The organism is Streptomyces tsukubensis (genome assembly GCF_003932715.1).
Taxonomy (GTDB): domain Bacteria; phylum Actinomycetota; class Actinomycetes; order Streptomycetales; family Streptomycetaceae; genus Streptomyces; species Streptomyces tsukubensis.
Genome location: NZ_CP020700.1, coordinates 3,494,640 through 3,513,127, shown reverse-complemented (window position 1 = coordinate 3,513,127; position 18,488 = coordinate 3,494,640). Strand labels below are relative to the sequence as shown.

Genomic DNA, 18,488 nt, shown 5'->3' with positions numbered 1-18,488 from the left:
CTTCGGGCCGAGGCGGGGTCGCGGCAGGCATCACGTCGGCGCACTGCCCATCGTCCCGACGGCCGGGCGGGCCGTCCATGGCGCATCGGGGGCGCACACCGGCGGTCCCGGGCTCGTGAGGTGCCCTGACGTGCGCTGCCGCCACTTTTACGAGACGAGACGTACCGTCTTGACAGAGGCGTCGTCGTCCCGTACCTTCTTGCATATGGGAACTCTGTGATGACAGCCCGCGCCACCGCGTAGAGCCTCGCTCCGCCGTGGGCGCACCGCCACCTGTCCGTCATTGCCGAAGGGGGCCCTGTCTTGCGTACCCGTACTGCCCAACTTGCCGTGCACGACCTCACCAAGCGCTACGACGAGAAGCTCGTCCTCGACCACGTCCATCTCTCCGTCCGGCCCGGCGAGAAGGTCGGAGTGATCGGGGACAACGGCTCGGGGAAGTCCACACTGCTGAAGCTGCTGACCGGCCATGAACGGCCCGACAGCGGCGAGGTCACCGTCAGCGCGCCCGGCGGCGTCGGCTATCTCGCGCAGGCGCTCGACCTGCCCGCCGACGCCACCGTCCAGGACGCGATCGACCTGGCACTGACCGAACTGCGAGCCCTGGAAGCCCAGCTGCGCTGCGACGCGGAACGGCTGGAGACGGCCGGTGAGGGCCCCGCTCTCGAATCCGCTCTCACGGCCTACGAGCGGCATCTCGCCCTGTACGAGGCGCGCGACGGCTACCGGGCCGAGGATCGCGTCGACATCGCCCTGTACGGGCTCGGCCTGCCCGGACTGGCGCGCGATCGCCTGCTCGGTTCGCTCTCCGGCGGTGAGCGGTCCCGGCTCGCGCTGGCCGCGACACTCGCGGCCCGGCCGGAGCTGCTGCTGCTCGACGAACCGACCAACGACCTGGACGACCAGGCCGTCGGCTGGCTCGAAGCGCACCTGCGCGAGCACCGCGGCACGGTGGTCGCGGTCACCCACGACCGCGCCTTCCTGGCCAACCTGACCAGCACGATCCTGGAGGTCGCAGCAGGAAGGATCACTCGGTACGGCGACGGCTACGCCGGCTACCGCACGGCGAAGGCCGCCGAGCGCAGCCGCCGTCTCCAGGAGTACCAGCACTGGCGCGACGAGCTCACGCGCAGCCGTCATCTGGCCGAGTCGAACGGGGCACGGCTCGGGGCGATCCCGCACAAGGTGCCGATGGCGAAGTTCGGGCACGGCGCGTTCCGCGCCCGGGACCGCAGCCACGGGGCGATGGCCCGGATCCGGAACGCGAAGGAGCGGGTCGCCCGGCTGACCGCCGCTCCGGTCCAACTGCCATCGGATCCACTGGTGTTCGCCGCATCGGTGCCCACCGGCACGGCCAACGGCGAGGCCGCCGCCGAGCTCGTCGACGTCCATCTGGACAACCGGCTCGACCTGCCGCAGTTGTCGCTCGCCCCAGGAGAGCGGCTGCTCGTCACCGGGCCGAACGGTGCGGGCAAGTCCACTCTGCTCGGGATCCTCGCGGGCGAGGTCCGGCCGCAGCGCGGCACGGTGCGGGTGTCCGGGAAGGTGGGGATCCTGCGACAGCAGCAGGTGCCGTGGCCGTCGGACCTGAGCGTGCTCGGCGCCTTCGCCCACGACCGGCCCGGCGACCGGGAGGAACAGCGCGACCTGCTGCTCTCCCTCGGCCTGTTCCGGCCCGCCGACCTGCGGCTGCGGATCGGGGAGCTGTCGTACGGCCAGCGGCGCAGGATCGAACTGGCCCGGCTGGTCACACGGCCGGTCGATCTGCTGCTCCTGGACGAGCCGACGAACCATCTCTCCCCGGCCCTGGTCGAGGAACTGGAGCAGGCCCTCATGTCGTACGAGGGCGCGCTGGTGGTGGTCACCCACGACCGGCTCATGCGGGAGCGGTTCACCGGGAGCCGCCTCGAACTGGCCGGTGGAAGGCCCGTCGTGAGCGTCTGACCAAAGGGGCGGCGAGAGGGACGGTGCAGGCGCCGGGTGCCAGCGACCGGCGTGCGCCGGGAGCGACCCCGGCGGCCTGCACCGCCCCGAAACAGAAAAAGCCCAGGTCAGAAGGTTCTGGCCTGGGCATGAAAAGAGCCCCCTGTCGGATTCGAACCGACGACCTACGCATTACAAGTTGTCCGACCTTGCTCCGTGAGCGTCCGCAGACGTCCGCGCCCCCTCCTTGCGCTGCTGGTCGGAGGGGCTGCTGGACGTCTCCGGACGCTCGTGGACCAGGGCGGAAATAGTCCCGACTGAGACCGCAATTGAGACCGGGGCCGACGCACTGCGTCAACCCCGGTCAGTCCTTGCAGACCGTCACTCGAACTCGTACTGCAACTCGTACAGGTGCCCGGCCTTCGCCATCACCGTTACCTCGATCGGCCGGTCGCCGTCGCTGTAGACGACTCGGAGAGTTCGCAGGATCGGCAGGTCTGTGGGCAGGCGCAGCGCCTCGTACTGCTTCTGTGTGGGTACGCGGGCCGATACCCGGTCGACGGTCAGCCGGGGCCGATGTCCCATCTCGGCAAGCAGGGCAGGTGTGCCCCCTCGGATCTTCCGAGGCTCCGCCAACGCAGTTCCCTGCGCTAGTTCGAGTGGGTAGTAGGACGAGACCAGCTCGACAGGTTCACCGTCGTGGGAGAGCACCTGCTCGCGAACGATCGCCGTCCCTTCCTCCGACAGCCCGAGCCGATGGGCGACATCACGCGGGGGACGTACCTCGCCCACGCTAAGCAGGTGGATGCTGCCGCGCTTGCCGCGCTTCGTGGCCTCGGTGAGCCACGGGTATGACTCGCCCGGTTCCGCAGGCTTGCCGAAATCGGCCGGCCGAACCGTCTCCTGCTGATGCTCGCGTACGGTCACCGAGGCGCCAGCACGACCAATGGCGAGGCGCTCGTCTTTCAGGATCTGCAACGCCTTCTGCACGGTGGCGTTCGATACTCCGAACCGGTCCTTGAGGCGCTGAGTCGACGGCAAGCTGGACGCAGGGGGCAGGTCGCCAGACATGATCTCGTCGCGGAGATCAGCGGCCATGCGCTCATGCAGAGGACGCCGGTCAAGGGTTTCGTCATCCGACTTGGGCATGTCAGTGCATCCTCATCTCGTACTTGAGTCGCTGGGACGCCGCTGGGAAGACCGTCATGTCCACCTGAAACGGCTCGTCCTTTGTGTCGAGGACGACGCGGGTGAGCGTCAGGACAGGTTCCTGCGGGCCGAGTGACAGCAGCTCCCGCTCCTGGTCGTCAGCCATGCGGGCGCATACCTCCTCCCGGACCACGTTGGCGACGTGCCCAAGTTCGGCGAGCAGCGTGACGGCACCGCCGGGGATCTTGGACGTCTCCGCGAGTCGCGTGCCCCGGGCGACGCTCGCCGGGAAGTAGGTGTTCGTCAACTCCGTCGCTTCCCCATCAAGGAGCATGATCCGTTGGCGTACGACGACCGTCTCGCTGACGGGCAATCCCAGCAGGGTCGCTACCTCCTGTGGTGCCTGAACCTCACCGGCGTGGACGATTCGCTGCGTTCCCTTGCGGCCCTTGACCGCGGTTTCCGCCGTCCAGGCATCTGTCTGTCCGGCCGCACGGGGTTTCAGGTACGGCGCAGATGTGTGCGTCCAGTCGCCATGACCAGGCATGAACCCTCCTCCTTCGCCGATCGCGAACCTTGCTGCTTTACACAGTAAGCGTCGCCACGGACATCTCAACCTTGCCGCCTTTCGCGAATAGCGATACGGTCATGTCATGCCGGTTCGCGCCGGGGAAGGCGGTACCGCCGCCTGCCCTGGTGTGCCCCAGCTCCTGTGCGCCCGGAGGGCCCCGTGAGACGGGCCTGAAGGCAGCGAGTGTTCTTTGAAAATTCAACAGAGTGTTGATTCGAGGTTCACCACCCCGCCTTGGCAAGCAAGCGGGTGGCGCGTGCGGGTTCTGGCCCCGTGCGTGAGTACAGCGCGTTTCGACAGTCCGCCGCGGTTGCGGCGGCCGGTTGCCTCCGCTGCTCGTCTCGTACGAGCAGCGCTGAGGGGAGCCGGAGAGTCCGGAGCCGATCGACCCACCGAGGGGTTCGACTCATGCTGGTTGCTCTGATTGCTGTGATCGGAACGCTTCTGGGCTCAGTGACCACGGGCCTGTTGCAGTACCGGGCCTTGCGGGCGGACCGGCGGACGGTCCGTGCGGATCAGGACCGCCGGGAGCGGGTAGTGGCGGTGGCCGCCCTGGCGGCTGCTCTGTCTGCGCACCGCCGGGCGATGTGGGTCCGTGAGGATCTGCGGCTGGCCGGTGCGGCTGACACCGCCTACGCCGCCGCACGGGCCGAGTCGCACGCCACGCGGGCCGCACTGACGGGCCCACTGGCGACGCTCGCGATCCTCGCCCCGGCCCTGACCGCCACCGCCCACGAGGCGGCGCAGGCGACGTACGACCTGCGCGGCGCCGCCGACCGGGGCGCCCTCGACGCGGCGCGGCTGCGCGCCATCGACGCGGAGGCGGCACTGATCGCCGCTGCCGCTGCCTGACCAACGGTCTCTGCGCTGCCTCTTCCCGCCCGTACGGCCGCTGGCCGTCCGGGCGGGGCGGGGGGAGCTGAGAGCCCGCTCCAACGGCGCGGCCCCGGGGGTGCCTCCCCGGGGCCGCAAGGGCCGTTCCTGTTGAAGGGAGCACGACCCAATGAAGTCCATCGACGTACCCCTCATGGCTGTTACGGCCATGCCGTTCGGCGGTGAGCCGTCGGCGGCTGAGCTGGACGCGATCGAGCGGGAGATGCCGCTGATCGTGGCAGAGATTGACCTGCTGGACGCACAGATCACGGTCCTGGACCGGACCCCGAGCGAGTTGGACGAGCGGCGGCTGCGGCGGGCGGCGGCCCGGGCGCTGGCGGCCCGTACCGCGCTGGCGAACCGCCCCTTCCTGGGGCTGAGCGGCGGTGCGGCGTGACCGCGATCGGTGGTGCGGTGTGAGGCCCCGGGCGCAGTTGGCGATGCAGGCGGGCCGGTGGCGGTTGTTCGTCGCCCAGATGGGCTTGGTGGCGGAATGGCCCTCTTACGACTGGCCTCCGGCGCGGGGGCTGGACGTCCCGACCGTGGACCGCCGCCGGGCCGTGCTGGCCGGGCTCGGGTTCGAGCCGGTGCCCGGCGGCCGGTGGGAGTGGTGCGAGGACTCCGCGGACCCCGATGACGACCGGACCACGGTCATCCTGATCGCCGCCGTCGACGTGCGGCCGATCGGTGGTGCCTCATGACCCGGCGGGCGGTGGCGACCACCGCTCCGGCCGTGGCGATGACGGCCGTGTCGATGGTGCTGACGCTGGCCGTGGTGCTGCTCTGGCTCGGAGCTGTAGTGCCCTGGCCGGTCGCGCTGGTGGTCGGTCTCGGGATCGACGGCGGCTGGCTCGCCACCCTCGCCTATGAGCGGCGCCTCGCCGCCCAGGGCGACCGGTCGACTGCCGTGACTGCGGTCGGCTGGGCCTTCGGCGCCGTCGCGACCGCCGTCCTCGTCGGCCACGCCCTCACCGAGGACGCCCCGGGCGCGTGGCTGGCCGTGGCATGGCTGCCGATCGCCGCGAAGCTTCTGTGGCTGGTGCACGGCCTGTGGGAGCGCACCGCGCTCACCGAGGCCGCGCTGGGGACGATCCGGGGCATTCAGCAGACCGCCCGGGACGAAGCGGCCGTGGCCCGGGCCCGCCTCACCGCCCATGCGGCCACGGAGACAACGCGGCTCACCGCCGTGACGGCGGCCGGAGCCCGCGTCGCCCGCGTACAGGCCAAGACGGCGCAGGCTCTCACCGAGGCGTGGACGGCGCTGGAGAACGCCCGGCAGGGGGACGCGGGCAGGGCCCTGACCTGCGTGACGACCCCCGTCACGGCCGACACGACGGCCGTCACACCCTCATGGGAGCTCCCGGTCTGGGGCCCGGTCGAGCCGGTGACGGCCCCCGCTCTGGAGTCCGGCCCGGTCCTGTCGGACGACGCCCTCGACGCCCTCGTCGACGGGATCCGTCACAGCGTCACACCCCCGCTCTCGTACCGGGACATGGCGAGCCAGTTCCGGGCGTCCGGGCACTCCGCGTCGGAGATGCGGCTGCGGGCCGCGTGGAAGCGGGTGGCTTCGTGAGCCCCGCCTACGGCCGCTGCTACGACCCGTCCGGCGCCTGCTACGGGATACCCACCTACCCGTGGCGCCTTGCCCCGCCCGGCTACGCCACCCGCCGCCAACTTCGCGCGGAGGGACTCCGGCCCGGCGGACAGCCGGTCGCGGCCCAGCTCATGCGCCGCTCCCCGCGCCGCCCCGGCGGCGTGACGGTCGCATACCTCTACCGGGTCGACCTGGCCCGACCGGTACGGCCGATGACGTCGCGCAAGTGGGGTGCCCTGGCGCTGGCGATGCTGGCCCGCCGCACCTGCCCGCAGTGCCGGACCGACGCCGGATACGTCATCCCCCGGTCCCTCGGCACCTGCGTGACCTGCGCCTACCCCACCCCCGAAACCACCGCTGCCTGAAAGGACTTGCCATGTCCGAACACGAAAAGACCAAGATCGGCACGGGCCCGTGTGTCCGTGAGCGGATCTGCCGCCGCCTCCAGACCATCGGGCGGACCCTCGCCGGTACCCGCGGCGAACGGATCGCCAACCACATCTCGTGGGCGATCCGGTGCGGACGCATCGACTACTGCACCGACCCGACCTGCCTCGACTGCGCCCCCACCGGCTGACCCGGGAGGAACCGTGGACTACTTGCCCGCACAGCCTCAGCAGCATCCTGTGGTCGTCCGGCTCCCGGACGGCACCTACACCTACGCCCCGAGCACCCTGCCCGCCGTCCAGCACCCGACCGGCGCGCCCCCGATGCCCCAAGTCGTCCACCAGCACATCCACCAGGCGCCCCCGGACCGCACCATCCAGCGCGTTGCGCTCGGGTCCGGCGTCGGCGCCGGGACCGTGGCGGCCGGGGTCTACTTCGGCCCCCTGCTGGTCGGCGCACTGACCGCGATCGCCGCCAACCTGCTCATCCTCACGTTCCTCGCCGTGGTGTGCGCGTGGGGCGTCGTCACCGTCGTCCGCAGCATCGGCGGTCCCGAAGGCACCGCCGCCGCCAAGAACATCGCCCGCGCCCGGAAACGTTGAACGGCTGCCCGATCCGCCCGTCCCGTACGGGCGGTGAGGGGAGCCGGGACAGCCCCGGCCGGGAAAGGAACGCAAGCGATGACCGAGATCGAAACGTTCGAGACCATCCGGCTGACCTCGGATGTCGTCGCCATCGACCCCGCCGAGCGTGTGCTCCTCATCGAACGCGGCTGGGACCCCTTCGAAGGCTGCTGGGCTCTGCCCGGCGGGCATGTCGACCCGGGGGAGACGTCCCAGGACGCGGCCGCAAGGGAACTGGTTGAAGAGACCGGCGTCTCCGTGGCCGTGGCCGGTCTGCGGCAGGTCGGCGTCTGGGACCAACCCGACCGCGACCCGCGCGGCCGGTACGTCACCATCGCCTACCTCGCCACGGTGCCCGAGGGCACGACCGCGCAGGCCGGGGACGACGCCCGCGCCGCCCGCTGGTGGCCCCTGGACGCCCTGCCCCCGCTGGCGTTCGACCACGCCGACATCATCCGCGCCGCCGCCGCCCGGATCTGACCAGTTGCCTGTCCCCGCCCGGCACGGTCGGGCGGGGGCGGGGAGCCGGGACAGCCCCGGTACCCGATGGAGAGGGCCAGACATGGGGTTCATGAGGAAGGCCGCGGAGTCCGCGCGGGCCGCGGTGCAGTCGGGGCAGCCCGAGAAGGCAGCGGACATCGTCCACTACGCGGCCATGGAGGGTTCCGGCACGTACGACGAAAACATGGCCGCGCTCGCCAGGGCCGCGAAGGAAACCAACCCCAAGCGGACCAAGGCCTGAGAAGGAGATCCGGCATGGCGAAGTACCAGGCAGACGAGCGCGAGCCGCGCCTCACCGTGGGAGAGAAGACGCAGGTCGCGCTCTTGGTAGTGCGGATGGCGAAGCGTGGACTGGCCGATGACCGGCAGTACGGCGGCCGGATCGACCAGGGCGACCTGGAAAAGAAGGTCGAGCGGATCATCGAGCGTGCCCGGCTCCGTGAGGAGCGGGACGGGCGGTCCGGGCGAAGGAAGTAGGTGCGCCCCGGGGCGGCCGACCCGGCCAAGGAAACAGGCCGCCCCGGGCCCATCACCCCTGTTGATCCCATCCGCCTTATGGGGCGGGTGGGGAGAGGAGATGTGTTCAGCATGACGGAGTGTGTGAAAGAAGCGGTAGTTCATGATCTGGACAAACGGCGGGCCGTGAAGGCCGCCGACCACGGCCCGGGGCCGGTGGATGTGCCGGCCGATTCGCCGGGTGTGGTGGAGGCGGTGGACCGGGCGGACAACCCGCTGGTGGACTGGCTGACCGTCCCGGATGTACCGGTGCTGCCCGCGTGGGCCCGCTCCCGCGCCTCAGTCATCGCCAATGTTGCCGCGTTGGGGCGGCTGACGTGGTGGCATGCCCGCTACCACGGGGTCAGGGCCCCGAAGTATCTGGTGAAGGCCGTCGCGCTGGCCGCGCGGGGGTTCTTCCGTGCGGCCTGGGGCCTGTGGCCGACCCTGTCCGCGCAGGACCACACGGCCGCTGTGAAGGCGCTGCGGGCGCAGTCGAAGGCGAAGCCGGAGGACGTCGACCTCGCCGTGCGGCTCCAGATCGCGCACGCCGCTCGCACTCACACCCGCCGGTGGCGGTTCGGCGCCGCCGCGACCGCCGTCGCCGCCGCCGTCGTCGGTGTCGCGCTCCTCCCCCCTCTGGCCCAGGCCGGGGTGGGGGCCGCGGTCATCGTGCCCCTGGCCCACCTCGGACGGGGCAAGGAAACCCGGCTGCTGGACCAGGGCGCCCCTCCGCTGCGGGTGGACATGTCCGCCCAGCAGCTCAACGAAGCGCTGCGCGCCGCCAGCCTCCTCAAAAGCGGCAAGAGCGACGAGGACGGGCCGAAGGTGTCTTGCAGCATGGGCCCGGTTCGTGACGGCCGCGGCTGGGCCGTGATCTTCGACCTCCCCAGGGGCGGGGGCAAGACCGCCTCCGACGTCCTCGCAAAGCGGGAGGTCATCGCCCAGGAACTCGGGGTGGATGAGATCCAGGTCATCATGTCCCGCGTCCGTGCCGCGAAGGGCGGCAACGCCGGCCGCGTCTCGATGTGGGTGGCGGACGATGACCCGTACCTGGGGACGCCGAACCCGTCGCCGCTGGAGACGGCCGAGACGTTCTCGATCTGGGAGCCGGTCCCGTTCGGGCAGGACGCCCGCGGGACCCGGGTGCATGTGCCGGTGATGTGGCAGTCGATGTTCTTCGGCGGACTGCCCCGGCGGGGCAAGACGTTCACTCAGCGGCTGCTGACCGCGGCCGGGCTGCTGGACGCCTACGTGCGGCACTACGTGGCCGATGGCAAGGGCGGCGCCGACTGGATGCCGATGAAGGCCGTCGCCCACCGCCTCGTCATGGGAGCCGAGGACGACGCCATCACCGCGCTCAAGGCCATGCTTGCCGAGCTGCTGGCAGAGATGGAACGCCGCTTCGCGCTGCTGCGGGATCTGCCGACGTCGGTGTGCCCGGAGGGCAAGCTCACCCCCGAGATCGTCGCCCGCTACAACCTGCCCGTCATCTTCGTCACCATCGACGAGTTGCAGGAGTACTTCACCGCGATGGAACGCGAGGACCGCGAGCAGGTCATCAACGACCTGTGCCGCATCGCCCGCCGCGGTCCGGCGGCCGGGTTCATCTCCAACTTCGCGAGCCAGCGGCCCGATGCGGAGTCGGTCCCGGCGAAGCTGCGGGAGATCATCACCATCCGCTATTCCACCCAGGTCGTCGACCGCACCAGCAGCGACATGGTGCTGGGCAAGGGCAAGGCCGCCCAGGGCGCGGACGCCTCGGTGCTGTCTGAGGAGCACAAGGGCACCGGGGTCCTGGTCACCGGCCCCGCGTCCTACGTCACCGTCCGCGCCGACTACCTCGACGGCCCCGCCTTCGCCGCCGTCTGCCGCAAGGGCCGAGCCCTGCGCGAGCAGGCCGGGCAGCTCACCGGCGACGCCGCTGGGGACGTCACCGCTGCCGCCGACGCGGCCGGGATCACCGTCGCCCCGATCGTCTCCGACGTCCTCGACGTCATGCGGCACTCGCCTCGGATGTACACCACCGACCTGCTGACCGCCCTGGTCAACCTTGACGAGGACACCTACGGCGACCTCAACGCCGAAACCCTCGCGAGCGAGTTGGAGGCGGCCGGGGTCAAGCGCTCCGCCAAGCAGGTCAAGATCAACGGCAAGGCGCTCGCCGGGTACCAGCGGCGCGACATCGAAGACGCCGTCCCCGCCGAACTCCTCCTCGCCGCCGGCCGCTGAACCGGCCCCGGGTCATGGGGGTCCCCATGACCCACACCCCCCGCGCCACCCCACCCGAACCCCTGCCGGACCGCATCCACCAGGGGCGGTCCGGTCACGGGGGCCCATGACCCCGGTCATGGGGCAGGTCATGCCCCCTGACCTGCAAGGTCATGGGGGTCATGGGGGTACGGCCGCCCTTTCCCAACACCCCTTCCCACCAGATTCAGAGGTGCACATGACCGCCCTGCCCTACGGCGACCCCACCCAATGGGACGAGATCCCCGAAGCGTGGCTCACCGCCTTCACCCACGCCCTCCAGGCCCACGGCCACACCATCGACGACGCCCACGAGAGCGCCATCACCATCGCCGCCCCCGGGCTCGACGACGGCGAGGAATGGTCCCTGGTGAAGCCGAACTTCCACGGCCTGTGGGCGCACGGCATCTACATCCGCGGCTACTGCCCCGACCCGGAGTGGATCCACGCAGACGCCGCCGACCCGCAGGCCGTGGCCGACGTCGTCCACGCCATCCTCACTGGCGCCCCGCTCAAGCGGACCTTCCTCAACGGCGCCATGGGCGTCTACCCCGCCCCCACCACCGAAGCCTGACCACCCACCGAGGGAGCCCCGTTCCATGACACGCACCCCCGCCCGACGCACCCCCGACCGTGAACCGGGGACGGAGACCGTGGAAATCCGGCTGATCGCCCGCACCGGACTCGCCCAGCACCTCGCCGGACAGATCGCCGCCGCTCTTCCCGGCCGCCCCGAGGTCCGCGTCTACTCCTCCCGCACGCCCGGCCGGGCCCGCGCCTACATCCGCACCGAAATCCCACCCACCGCCATCCCGCCCGCACTCAACACCTAACCACCCGCACAAACGAAGGCGGCCCCCATCCGACCAAGAACCGGGGCCGCCCTCATCCAGCACAGTCACAGCGACTGGAGGTATCCAGCATGCACGACCCACGCCCGGTACTGCTACGGGCCGCCCTCGATGCGGCCGGCCGCGGCTGGCCCGTCATCCCGCTCCGGCCCGGCACCAAACGCCCCGCCCTCCACGGCGAGAACGCGTGCCCGCGGACCGGAGAGTGCGCCACCGGCCACCGCAAATGGGAGACCCGCGCGACGACCGACCCGGCACGGATCCGCGCCGCATGGGCCCACGCCCCCTACAACGTCGGCATCGCGACGGGGCCCGCGTCCTTGCTCGTGGTCGACCTGGACAAGCCCAAGAACAATGAGGGCGCTTCTTGCGGGGCGACGAACTTCAAGGCGCTCTGCGAGCGCGCCGGGTACGCCGTCCCCTACACCTACTGGGTCCGGACCGCGGGCGGAGGGACCCACCTGTACTTCACCGTCCCGCCCGGCGTCCGCCTCACCAACACTGCCAAGACGATCGCCCCGTTGGTGGACACCCGGGCATGGGGCGGACAGGTCGTCGCCGCCGGGAGTATCACCCCCGCCGGACCCTACGAGGCTCTGAGCGCCCCTGAGGCGGCCCCACTGCCCGCATGGCTCCAAACCATCCTGACCCCGGCCCCTGGGGCCCCACAGGGTCCCTCAGGTCCCGTAGCGGGGCGCAAGCGTCGATATGCTGACGTAGCACTCGCCAACGAGACGCGGAACGTCGAGAGCGCCACCGAGGGTTCGCGGGATACGACGCTTCTCCGGGCCGCGCGGGCACTCGGGCGGCTGATCGCGTCCGGCGACCTTGCCCGGTCGGTGGTGGAGGATGCTCTTCAGGGGGCGGGGGAGGCGGCCGGACTCCCGGCACACCAGTGCCGCTCCACCATCCGCTCCGCCCTCAACTGGTCCATCGCCCGCAACACGGCCGACCGGGCGGCGGCATGAGCACCCGCGATCCCCGCCCCTCCCTGAAGAGCATCACCAGCAGCCCCGGCGGCCCCCGCCCCGCCGAACCAGCCCCGGCCAGCGAGGGCCGTAGCGCGCCGAAAGGCGTCGCCGAAGGCGTCCCCTCTGCTCTTCTCCCTGACCCGCACCCGGCCACGGACGGCCGCCGGATCGTCGGCGGACTCCGCGTCACCGCCCCCCGCGGCACCGACCCCACCGCCACCTCGTGGTGCGCCTGCGGCCGGGACCGCTCCGCCATCGGCCACCGCCGCGTGCTCGCGCTGATCGACGACCACACCCACCACCGCACCGTGTGCCCGCACCAGCACCCCCAGGAAGGCAGGGCCGCCGCATGACCGCGACCATCGACGGAGCCGCAGTGCTCGCCGACGTCGAGCAGTTCCACCGGCGGTTCAACGCGTTCCCGAACGAGGACGCGTTCACCGCCGTCGTACTGTGGGACGCCCACACGCACATGCTCGACGCGTTCGAGTCGACGCCGAGGCTCGCGTTCCTGTCCCCGGAGCCGGGCAGCGGGAAGACGCGGGCACTGGAGATCATCCAGACCCTGGTACCCCGCCCGATGATCACCAACGACGTCAGTCCGGCCGCCCTCTTCCGGTCCGTCTCGGACACCGACGCCCGGCCGGTCGTGCTGCTCGACGAGATCGACACCGTGTTCGGCCCCCGCGCCTCCGGCAACGAGGACCTGCGCGGACTGATCAACGCGGGCCACCGCCGGTCCGGCGTCGTCTACCGGTGCGTCGGCGACGGCTCCACCCAGGTCGTCCAGCCGTTCCCCGTCTACGCGGCCCTGGCGACCGCCGGACTCGGGGACCTGCCCGACACCATCCTGACCCGCTCCGTCGTGATCCGGATGAGGAGGCGGGCCCCGAACGAGCGCGTGGAACCGTTCCGGGAGCGCGTCAACGTGGCCGAGGGCAACGTCCTGCGCGACCGGCTCGCTGCCTGGGCGGACACCGTTCGCGACCATGTCGCCGGAGCCTGGCCCGAGATGCCCGAGGGCATCACCGACCGACCCGCCGACGTCTGGGAACCCCTGCTCGCTGTCGCCGACGTGGCCGGCGGTGACTGGCCCGAGCGGGCCCGCGCTGCTTGCCTCGCCCTCGTGGCCGCCGCCACCGCCGGAGACAAAGCCAGCGTCGGCATCCGACTCCTGTCCGATCTGAGGGACGCGTTCGGGGACGCCGAACGACTGCTGAGCGCCGACCTCGTAGACCGGCTCACCGCCCTCGACGACGCCCCCTGGGCCGACCTCGACGGCAAGCCGCTCACACCCCGAACGCTCGCACGGCTGCTCGGGGACTACGTCACCGCCGACAACACCCCGATCCGGTCCCGCAACATCAAGACGGGGGCGCGCACGGTTTCCAAGGGGTACTACGCGGCCGATCTCGCGGACGCGTGGCTGAGGTACTGCCCGCCCCTCTCCCCGGACTCCGCTACCGCCGCTACCGCCGCTACCACCCAGGTCAACGGCACCGTGCCGGTAGCGGACGGAACCGAGGTAGCGGCTACCTCCGCCACCTGACCCACCCCCGGTCCGGGCTCCCGCACCACCAGCGGAAGCCCGGACCCATCCGCTACCGCTACCCCATCCGCTACCACAAACAGGCCCCTGACCTGCACGGTAGCGGCGGTAGCGGCAGTAGCGGACATCTGGGAAGCCCCTGACGGAGCCCGTGAAGGGATCACCATGAGCGCACTGTCTGCTGTGCCGGGCGACCGGCTCCTCTACAAGCCCGAGGACGCTGCCGACGTCCTCTCCATCGGCCGCTCCACGCTCTACGAGCTGATGGCTGAAGGAATCGTGAAGTACATCAAGGTCGGCCGCATCCGCCGGATCCGGCGCCGCGACCTTGAGGAGTTCGTGAACAGCCTCACCCCTGCATCCGACTAACCAGCGTGATCACCGATGCGGCCCCGGGTAGTTCCCGGGGCCGCATCGCTTGTGAGAGGAACAGATGAGCCCCCGCAAAGCGAACAACGAGTCGTCCGTCTACTTCGGCTCGGACGGCTGGTGGCACGGCAGGGTCACGATGGGTGTGAAGGACGACGGCAGCCCTGACCGACGCCACCGCCGGGCCCGCACCGAACCCGAGATCAAGCGCAAGGTGAAAGCGCTGGAGAAGGAGCGGGACGAGGGGACCGCCACGGCGGCCGGCCGTGTCCCGACCGTCGCCGGGTGGATGACGACCTACCTCACCGACATCGCGAGCCTGAAGCTCAAGCCGCGCTCCCTCGACGACTACTGGTCCAAGACCCGCAACGACATCGTCCCCGGCGTGGGCCGCCATCGGCTCGACAAGCTCAGGCCGGAGCACTTGGAGCGGATGTACCGGAGGATGCTCGACGAAGGCCACGCGCCGTCGCACGTGCTCAAGGTCCACCGGATCCTCTCCCGTGCGCTGAAGATCGCGCACCGGCGCCGCATGATCTCAGAGAATGTGGCTACCCTCGTGGACCCGCCGTCCGTCGACGAGACGGAGGCCAATCCCTTCACCACCGACGAGGCGAAGGCATTTCTCGAAGCAGCGTCCCGGCGGCCCACCTTCATGCGCTGGATCGTCGGCGTCGGCATGGGCTTCCGGCAGGGGGAGACCCTGGGGCTGCGGTGGAAGTACGTCGATCTCGACGGCGAGATGTTCCACCCGCAGTGGCAGCTTCAGCGTCTTACCTGGCGACACGGCTGCACCGACCCACACGCGTGCGGCGAACGCCGCCACCGATTCGATGCCTGCCCGTCCAGTTGTGCACGTCACAAGAGCTACACGCGAGGTTGCCCCAAACCCTGCCCGCCGGGCTGCACCAGGCACGCCAGCATCTGCCCCGACCGCACCGAGGGCGGGCTCACCTTCACCCGGCCCAAGACCAAGAAGAGCCGCAACCCGGTTCCTATCCCACCGCCGTTCATCCCCTACCTTCGGGACCACCGTGTCCAGCAGGAGAAGGCGCGCGAAGCGGCCGGGGAGTTGTGGCAGGAGAACGACGTGGTGTTCGCCCGGCCGGACGGTCGGCCGTTGGACCCTCGTCGGGATTGGGGTGAGTTCAAGGAACTCTTGGCGGAGGCCGGGATCGACGACCGGCGGCTGTACGACGGGAGCCGCCACACCGCGGGCACCATCCTGAACGAGCTGGGCGTTGATATGCCGACGATCATGGAGATCCTCCGGCACACCCAGATCAGCCAGACCCGCCGCTACGTGAAGGGCCGGTCCACCCTCACCCGGGACGCCATGAAGCGCATCGGTGACAGCCTCATGCCCTCACCGCAGGGCCCTACTGAGACCAGAACTGAGACCACAGACAGCCGGAGTGCGCGGGCACGCCGCCGTCGCCGCGTCCGCTGAACGACGATGCCCAGGTCAGACATGGTCTGGCCTGGGCATGAAAAGAGCCCCCTGTCGGATTTGAACCGACGACCTACGCATTACAAGTGCGGTGCTCTGGCCATCTGAGCTAAGGAGGCAACGGCAGCGGGGCGGCGGGCCCCGTGCGGAGGTTCCACTCTACACAGCGGGTCCGGCGCGGGGGCGGGGTTCGGAGTCCGGGGTTCGGGGCTCGGTGATCACAGAGGGGGGTGGATATCGGTGTGGATATCAGTTCGGTACCACTGCTGACAGACGGGGAGGCCGCGGGGTAGCGTCGCAGCAGTTCGCGCGAGTGGACTACACCAATCCTTTACTCGGATCGTCCGGCACGTTCCTGCCGGTGGAGGGAGACGCACCATGGCGTCCGTAACGTTCGACAAGGCCACCCGGCTCTACCCGGGGTCCACCAAGCCCGCCGTCGACCAGTTGGAGATCGACATCGCGGACGGGGAGTTCCTCGTCCTCGTCGGTCCCTCCGGCTGCGGCAAGTCCACCTCGCTGCGGATGCTCGCCGGTCTGGAGGACGTCAACGGCGGTGCGATCCGCATCGGTGACCGCGACGTCACGCACCTGCCGCCGAAGGACCGGGACATCGCCATGGTGTTCCAGAACTACGCGCTCTACCCGCATATGTCCGTCGCCGACAACATGGGCTTCGCGCTCAAGATCGCCGGGGTCAACAAGGCGGAGATCCGGGCGAAGGTCGAAGAGGCCGCGAAGATCCTCGACCTCACCGAGTACCTGGAGCGCAAGCCGAAGGCGCTCTCCGGCGGTCAGCGTCAGCGCGTGGCGATGGGCCGGGCCATCGTGCGTGAGCCGCAGGTGTTCCTCATGGACGAGCCGCTGTCGAACCTCGACGCCAAGCTCCGGGTCTCCACCCGTACCCAGATCGCGTCCCTCCAGCGCCGTCTCGGGATCACCACGGTCTACGTCACCCACGACCAGACCGAGGCCCTCACCATGGGCGACCGGGTCGCCGTCCTCAAGGACGGGCTGCTCCAGCAGGTCGACTCCCCGCGCAACATGTACGACCGTCCGGCGAACCTCTTCGTGGCCGGCTTCATCGGCTCCCCGGCGATGAACCTCGTCGAGGTGCCGATCACCGACGGCGGTGTGAAGTTCGGCAACAGCGTCGTGCCCGTCTCCCGCGAGGCCCTGGGTGCCGCCGCCGACCGCGGTGACACCACCGTGACCGTGGGCGTCCGCCCCGAGCACTTCGACGTCGTCGAGCTGGGCGGCGGCGCCGCCAAGTCTCTCTCCAAGGAGAGCGCCGACGCCCCCGCCGGGCTCGCGATCTCCGTCAACGTCGTCGAGGAGCTGGGCTCCGACAGCTTCGTCTACGGCTCCGCCCGCGTCGGCGGCGAGCACAAGGACCTGGTCGTCCGCGTCGGCGGCCGGTCCGCCCCGGAGAAGGGCGCCGAGCTGCACGTCGTGCCGCGGCCGGGCGAGATCCACGTCTTCGCCACCTCGACGGGCGAGCGCCTCACCGACTGACGCTCAGGCCCCACCGCTTTGACGAGAACGGCCCCGGGATCCCCGGGGCCGTTTTCCGTGCCCTGAAGGGGGTTTGGACCGCGCAGGATTCGAAAGACTTCCTAGAACCTTCTCCCGGGCTTCCCCCGAGGGGGTGACGAAATGTCTCCAAATCATCACTGACCGCTACGCTCGCGTCCGTGACCCACTCAGTACGCCGCATCGGCCGCTCCCTCGCCTTCGTCCTGCCCGTCGTCCTGGTGCTCTCCGGAACCCTCGCGGTCACCAGCGTCCCCTGGGCGGGCGGGGCCGGCGACTCGCGCATGCTCACCGCCTCCTCCCAGAACGTGTCGGTGCCCGCCGTCACCCGCACACCGCAGGACGTCCTGCGCGACCGGCTCCTCGCCGACCTCCGGGCGAAGGACCCCGGCACCGTCCTCACCCAGCTCCAGCGCGAGGTGGAGGCCCGCCCGTCGCTCGGCAGGCACTGCATGTCGATCGCCCGCGCCCTCGGCCGTGCCGCCGTCGACCGCTTCGGCCCCACGCGCGCCCAGCAGTACTCCAAGCCCGTCTGCGACACGTCCTTCGCCGCCGGGGTCGCCCAGCGCTCCCAGGGGAGCTGAATCCGGTCCTCCGCGTCCCGACCGCTCCCCACGGGGTCCGTCGCACGCCGGTCCGCATAGGGTGCGTGGCATGCATATGCCCACGTATCCGACGCAGGCCGTCATCCTGGCCGGTGGCCAGGGCTCGCGGCTGCGCCCGTACACCGACGACCGTCCCAAGCCGATGGTCGAGATCCCGGGCACCGGGACCCCGATCATCGGCCATCAGCTGGCCTGGCTGGCCGCCGAGGGCGTGACCGACGTCGTCGTCTCCTGCGGTCATCTCGCCGAGGTGCTCCAGAAGTGGCTGGAGAGCACCGACCTCCCGCTCTCCGTCACCACCGTCGTGGAGACCGAGCCGCTGGGCCGCGGCGGCGGACTCAAGTACGCGGCCGCGCACCTGCCCCACCCGGACCAGCCCTGGTACGCCACCAACGGCGATATCTGGACCCGGTTCTCCCTCCGCGCCATGGCGGAGTTCCACACCGAGCGCGACGCCACCGCGACCCTCGCCCTGGCCCGGCCGCGGATCCCCTGGGGAGCCGTCGAGACCGACGCCTTCGGGCACATCACGGACTTCATCGAGTCGCCGCCGTCGCCGTTCCTCATCAACGCCGGTGTGTACGTGTTCTCCGCGGCCTTCCGCGATCTGCTGCCGGACATCGGCGACCACGAGCGCACCACCTTCCCCGGGCTCGCGCGCGAACGGCGCCTCGCCGGGTTCCCGCTGCCGCAGGGCGCGTACTGGCGTGCCATCGACACCGCGAAGGACCTGACGGAGGCGGCGAAGGAACTCGCCTCGCAGGGGGGGTAGTCAACGGGGGTGCCTGCGCAGG

The 18,488-nt window shown here is 70.7% G+C and carries 24 protein-coding genes and 1 tRNA gene; 22 read left to right on the top strand and 3 right to left on the bottom strand.

The features are described from left to right. Positions 1-303: 303 nt before the first annotated feature. Positions 304-1,944: a TlrC/CarA/OleB/SrmB family ABC-F type ribosomal protection protein gene (locus B7R87_RS13935; RefSeq protein WP_040915822.1), complete on the top strand. Its 1,641-nt coding sequence runs from the start codon at positions 304-306 to the stop codon at positions 1,942-1,944. Between the two features lie 360 nt (positions 1,945-2,304). Here B7R87_RS13935 and B7R87_RS13930 read toward each other — a convergent pair whose 3' ends face one another. Together B7R87_RS13930 and B7R87_RS13925 are read right to left on the bottom strand one after the other, a co-directional pair. After that, entirely contained in the window at positions 2,305-3,072 is a 768-nt protein-coding gene (locus tag B7R87_RS13930) for a GntR family transcriptional regulator (protein ID WP_006348441.1), read from the bottom strand. Between the two features lies 1 nt (position 3,073). Further along, positions 3,074-3,619: a GntR family transcriptional regulator gene (locus tag B7R87_RS13925; RefSeq protein WP_040915823.1), complete on the bottom strand. Its 546-nt coding sequence runs from the start codon at positions 3,617-3,619 to the stop codon at positions 3,074-3,076. Between the two features lie 432 nt (positions 3,620-4,051). Here B7R87_RS13925 and B7R87_RS13920 point away from each other — a divergent pair, with 432 nt between their 5' ends. The 18 genes from B7R87_RS13920 to B7R87_RS13835 all read left to right on the top strand — a co-directional run bounded on the left by B7R87_RS13920 (position 4,052) and on the right by B7R87_RS13835 (position 15,556). Next, the gene (locus B7R87_RS13920) at positions 4,052-4,495 is read left to right on the top strand and encodes a hypothetical protein (protein ID WP_006348443.1); all 444 of its coding nucleotides are present in this window, start codon (positions 4,052-4,054) and stop codon (positions 4,493-4,495) included. Positions 4,496-4,646: 151 nt separating this feature from the next. Then, positions 4,647-4,913 (top strand): DUF6284 family protein, encoded by a 267-nt coding sequence (locus B7R87_RS13915; RefSeq protein WP_006348444.1) that lies wholly within the window; start codon positions 4,647-4,649, stop codon positions 4,911-4,913. Between the two features lie 19 nt (positions 4,914-4,932). Next, complete coding sequence (locus B7R87_RS13910) at positions 4,933-5,217, top strand: DUF6303 family protein (protein WP_006348445.1); 285 nt, start codon at positions 4,933-4,935, stop codon at positions 5,215-5,217. Then, a complete protein-coding gene (locus B7R87_RS13905; protein ID WP_006348446.1) occupies positions 5,214-6,089 on the top strand; it encodes a hypothetical protein in 876 nt (291 codons plus the stop codon). Before B7R87_RS13910 ends, B7R87_RS13905 begins: the two co-directional genes overlap by 4 nt. Then, the gene (locus B7R87_RS13900) at positions 6,086-6,475 is read left to right on the top strand and encodes an RRQRL motif-containing zinc-binding protein (RefSeq protein ID WP_006348447.1); all 390 of its coding nucleotides are present in this window, start codon (positions 6,086-6,088) and stop codon (positions 6,473-6,475) included. Before B7R87_RS13905 ends, B7R87_RS13900 begins: the two co-directional genes overlap by 4 nt. Before the next feature lie 11 nt (positions 6,476-6,486). Next, positions 6,487-6,687, top strand: coding sequence for a hypothetical protein (locus tag B7R87_RS13895; RefSeq protein ID WP_006348448.1), 201 nt, complete (start codon positions 6,487-6,489; stop codon positions 6,685-6,687). A 13-nt stretch (positions 6,688-6,700) separates the two neighbouring features. Beyond that, the gene (locus tag B7R87_RS13890) at positions 6,701-7,099 is read left to right on the top strand and encodes a DUF6251 family protein (RefSeq protein WP_040915832.1); all 399 of its coding nucleotides are present in this window, start codon (positions 6,701-6,703) and stop codon (positions 7,097-7,099) included. A gap of 78 nt (positions 7,100-7,177) precedes the next feature. Beyond that, positions 7,178-7,600 (top strand): NUDIX domain-containing protein, encoded by a 423-nt coding sequence (locus B7R87_RS13885; protein WP_006348450.1) that lies wholly within the window; start codon positions 7,178-7,180, stop codon positions 7,598-7,600. Between the two features lie 82 nt (positions 7,601-7,682). After that, positions 7,683-7,862, top strand: a complete 180-nt coding sequence (locus tag B7R87_RS13880) for a hypothetical protein (RefSeq protein ID WP_006348451.1) — start codon at positions 7,683-7,685, stop codon at positions 7,860-7,862. A gap of 14 nt (positions 7,863-7,876) precedes the next feature. Next, positions 7,877-8,098, top strand: a complete 222-nt coding sequence (locus B7R87_RS13875) for a DUF6257 family protein (protein ID WP_006348452.1) — start codon at positions 7,877-7,879, stop codon at positions 8,096-8,098. 111 nt (positions 8,099-8,209) lie between these two features. Further along, positions 8,210-10,348, top strand: coding sequence for an FtsK/SpoIIIE domain-containing protein (locus tag B7R87_RS13870; protein WP_040915835.1), 2,139 nt, complete (start codon positions 8,210-8,212; stop codon positions 10,346-10,348). Positions 10,349-10,565: 217 nt separating this feature from the next. Continuing rightward, the gene (locus B7R87_RS13865; protein WP_006348454.1) at positions 10,566-10,940 is read left to right on the top strand and encodes a hypothetical protein; all 375 of its coding nucleotides are present in this window, start codon (positions 10,566-10,568) and stop codon (positions 10,938-10,940) included. Between the two features lie 25 nt (positions 10,941-10,965). Then, positions 10,966-11,199, top strand: coding sequence for a hypothetical protein (locus tag B7R87_RS13860; protein ID WP_006348455.1), 234 nt, complete (start codon positions 10,966-10,968; stop codon positions 11,197-11,199). Positions 11,200-11,288: 89 nt separating this feature from the next. After that, positions 11,289-12,185, top strand: a complete 897-nt coding sequence (locus tag B7R87_RS13855) for a bifunctional DNA primase/polymerase (protein ID WP_006348456.1) — start codon at positions 11,289-11,291, stop codon at positions 12,183-12,185. Then, positions 12,182-12,541, top strand: a complete 360-nt coding sequence (locus B7R87_RS13850) for a hypothetical protein (RefSeq protein WP_006348457.1) — start codon at positions 12,182-12,184, stop codon at positions 12,539-12,541. The genes B7R87_RS13855 and B7R87_RS13850 overlap by 4 nt, the downstream gene beginning before the upstream one ends. Then, positions 12,538-13,737, top strand: a complete 1,200-nt coding sequence (locus tag B7R87_RS13845) for a DUF3631 domain-containing protein (protein WP_006348458.1) — start codon at positions 12,538-12,540, stop codon at positions 13,735-13,737. The genes B7R87_RS13850 and B7R87_RS13845 overlap by 4 nt, the downstream gene beginning before the upstream one ends. A 165-nt stretch (positions 13,738-13,902) precedes the next feature. Then, a complete protein-coding gene (locus tag B7R87_RS13840) occupies positions 13,903-14,106 on the top strand; it encodes a helix-turn-helix domain-containing protein (protein ID WP_040915833.1) in 204 nt (67 codons plus the stop codon). A gap of 64 nt (positions 14,107-14,170) precedes the next feature. Next, positions 14,171-15,556: a tyrosine-type recombinase/integrase gene (locus B7R87_RS13835; RefSeq protein WP_006348460.1), complete on the top strand. Its 1,386-nt coding sequence runs from the start codon at positions 14,171-14,173 to the stop codon at positions 15,554-15,556. A gap of 45 nt (positions 15,557-15,601) precedes the next feature. Here the strand turns inward: B7R87_RS13835 and B7R87_RS13830 are convergent. Next, positions 15,602-15,675 (bottom strand) — tRNA-Thr (locus B7R87_RS13830). A 259-nt stretch (positions 15,676-15,934) separates the two neighbouring features. Between B7R87_RS13830 and B7R87_RS13825 the strand changes: the two genes are divergently transcribed. From B7R87_RS13825 to B7R87_RS13815, 3 genes are all read left to right on the top strand, one after another. Continuing rightward, positions 15,935-17,071, top strand: a complete 1,137-nt coding sequence (locus tag B7R87_RS13825) for an ABC transporter ATP-binding protein (protein WP_006348461.1) — start codon at positions 15,935-15,937, stop codon at positions 17,069-17,071. Between the two features lie 179 nt (positions 17,072-17,250). Then, positions 17,251-17,673: a hypothetical protein gene (locus B7R87_RS13820; protein WP_006348462.1), complete on the top strand. Its 423-nt coding sequence runs from the start codon at positions 17,251-17,253 to the stop codon at positions 17,671-17,673. Positions 17,674-17,749: 76 nt separating this feature from the next. Further along, positions 17,750-18,466, top strand: a complete 717-nt coding sequence (locus B7R87_RS13815; protein WP_006348463.1) for a nucleotidyltransferase family protein — start codon at positions 17,750-17,752, stop codon at positions 18,464-18,466. Positions 18,467-18,488: the final 22 nt, after the last annotated feature.